Raw genomic sequence first — 2,465 nt, 5'->3', positions numbered from 1 at the left:
GATCTGCCTTGTGATAACCGCGAAGGCTCGTTGCAAGGTCATCGCGCTGGCCACGCTCAGACTCGTCTGGGTCAGACCCATACCCGGCAACTGCTGCAACAGGCTCCCTCGGCTTATCGAACCCAGGCCAACGATTTGCTGCTGACGGCTCTGGCCCGAGTCATTGCGCGTTGGACACAGCAGGATGACGTGCTGATCCAGTTGGAAGGCCATGGCCGCGAAGACCTGTTCGAGGATATTGACCTGAGTCGTACGCTGGGTTGGTTCACCAGTGTGTTCCCGGTGAAATTGAGTCCGAAGGCGGGGCTGCCAGCCTCGATCAAGACGATCAAGGAACAACTGCGGGCGATCCCGGACAAGGGCATTGGTTTCGGCGCACTTCGCTATCTGGGAGACGAGACTGCCAAGCAGGCTTTATCCGATCTACCGGAACCGCAGATCACCTTCAACTACCTCGGCCAGTTCGATGGGAGCTTTGGGGAGGGGGAAAACACTTCAGCCTTCCTGATACCAGCGGTTGAAAGCTCGGGTGCCAGCCAAAGCGCGCAAGCTCCCTTGGGCAACTGGCTGTCGATCAATGGCCAGGTCTATGGCGGCGAACTGCGTTTGGATTGGAGTTTCAGCCAGGAGATGTACAAGGAGGAGACCATCCAGCGCCTGGCGCAAGAGTACGCTGAAGAACTGGAAGCACTGATCGCACATTGTGCGGACAAAAACACCTTTGGCCTTACGCCATCGGATGTTCCTTTGGCCGGTTTGAGCCAGCCGCGATTGGACGCCTTGCCGATCCTGGCCCGCGACATTGAGGATATCTACCCGCTGTCACCGATGCAGCAGGGCATGCTGTTCCACACGCTGTACGCACAGGGCGGCGGCGACTACATCAACCAGATGCGCGTGGACGTGAACGGCCTGGATGTGGAGCGCTTCCGGCAGGCCTGGCAATCCGTGGTCGACCGCCACGACGTGTTGCGGGCGAGCTTCGTCACCCAGTTCGAACAACCCTTGCAGGTGATCCGCAAGCAGGTCGAAATACCCTTCGTCAGTCTTGACTGGCGTACCCAGCCTGATCTCGAGGCCAGCCTGGACACCTGGGCTGAAGCCGACCGGCAGCAGGGCTTCGACCTGCTGAACGATCCCTTGTTGCGTCTTGCGGTAATTCGTACTGGCGAGAACAGCCATCACCTGATCTACACCAGCCACCATATCCTGATGGACGGCTGGAGCGGCTCGCAACTGCTGGGTGAAGTGCTGCAGGTTTATGCGGGCCAGCCTGGTACCCGTCAGCCCAGCCGCTATCGCGACTACATCGACTGGCTGCAGAAGCAGGACAAGGCGAGCAGCGAAGCGTTCTGGAAGGAACAGCTCAAGGACCTGGGTGAACCAACCCGGTTGGCCCAGGCCATCCGCCAGGACAAGGTGGACCTCGGCAGGGGTTACGGCGACCACTACCAGGTGCTGGACCAACAGCAAACCCAACGACTCATCGATTTCGCCCGCCAGCAGCGGGTGACGGTCAACACCCTGGTACAAGCCGCCTGGCTCTTGTTGCTGCAACGCTACACCGGACAGGACAGCGTGACCTTCGGCGCCACTGTGGCGGGTCGCCCCGCTGAACTGAAAGGCGTGGAACAGCAACTGGGCCTGTTCATCAATACCCTGCCCGTGATCGCCAGTCCGAAACCGGAGCAGAGCGTGGCGCAGTGGCTCGAACAGGTCCAGGCTCAGAACCTGGTCCTGCGCGAACACGAATACACGCCCTTGTATGAAATCCAGCGCTGGGCCGGTTTTGGTGGCGAAAGCCTGTTCGACAACATCCTGGTATTCGAGAACTACCCGATCTCTGAAGCCTTGCAACAAGGCGCGCCGTATGGACTCAAGTTCGGAGCGGTAGCCAGCCAGGAACAGACCAACTACCCGCTGACCCTGGCCGTAGGGCTAGGTGATACCCTGTCAGTTCACTACGGCTATGACCGGGAGCATTTCAGCACACTGACAGTTCAGAAGATTTCTGAACATTTTGGCAACTTGCTTCAAGCCCTTGCAGAAAGGCCACAACAACCTCTTGGCGAGCTACCGCTGCTGAGCCAGGAGGAGCGGGAACAGATCATCCATGTCTGGAACCGTACCGAGGTGAGCTACCCAAGTGAGAAATGCCTCCACCAGTTGATCGAGGTCCAGGCTGAGAAAGCCCCGGATGCAGTGGCGGTAATCTTCAATGACCAAGAGTTGAGCTACCGGCAACTGAACCAACGCTCCAATCAATTGGCCCACAAGCTCAGGGAGCTGGGCGTAGGCCCGGACGTGCTGGTGGGCATCGCGGTGGAGCGCAGCCTGGAAATGGTGGTGGGGTTACTGGGGATCCTCAAGGCAGGCGGTGCCTACGTGCCCCTGGACCCGGAGTATCCGCAGGACCGACTGGCCTACATGATTGAGGACAGTGTTATCCAACTGCTGTTGTCTCA

General features: G+C 59.1%; 1 protein-coding gene. It reads left to right on the top strand.

The window, feature by feature from the left end; genetic code table 11:
* Positions 1 to 2,465 (top strand): condensation domain-containing protein (locus DNJ95_RS19030; RefSeq protein WP_165491667.1); only part of this gene is annotated, 2,465 nt, incomplete at both ends.

Source organism: Stutzerimonas kirkiae, assembly GCF_004327335.1.
Lineage (GTDB): Bacteria > Pseudomonadota > Gammaproteobacteria > Pseudomonadales > Pseudomonadaceae > Stutzerimonas > Stutzerimonas kirkiae.
The sequence above is the reverse complement of the archived record's forward strand: the minus strand, read 5'-3'. Positions and strand labels throughout refer to the sequence as shown.